Annotated in this window: 1 protein-coding gene; it reads left to right on the top strand. The window is 39.3% G+C overall.

Annotated elements, in window-relative coordinates:
- Positions 1-315, top strand: a 315-nt coding sequence (locus ACPYOJ_RS34925) for a cold shock domain-containing protein (RefSeq protein ID WP_481420317.1), incomplete at its 5' end; no start/stop codon positions are given.
- Between the last annotated feature and the right edge of the window lie 18 nt (positions 316-333).

Here is a 333-nt window from a genome sequence, read left to right as displayed (position 1 = left end):
ATGTTGATGTATGTAGATGCAAACGGTCAATTGACTTCAACTCCACCGGATCATGCGGAAAAAGCTGAGATCAACGTGGATGATATCCGTTTAGGAGCGGCTCCTATCGAAGCGGAAGAAATCAGAAAAACAGGAATCGTTACTTTTTTCAGCGAAAAAGGTTACGGATTCATTACTGAAGACAAAACAAAGGAAAATATATTTTTCCACAGCAACAACTGCGCAGAGCTTGTAAAGAAAGGTAACAAAGTGTCTTTCGAGAAAGAAAAGTCACCGAAAGGATTTTCTGCAGCAGATATTCATCTGGTAAAATAATATCGGAGACAATTCCGA

This window comes from Rhizobium sp. SVR5-9E (genome assembly GCF_056755095.1).
The sequence above is the reverse complement of the archived record's forward strand: the minus strand, read 5'-3'. Positions and strand labels throughout refer to the sequence as shown.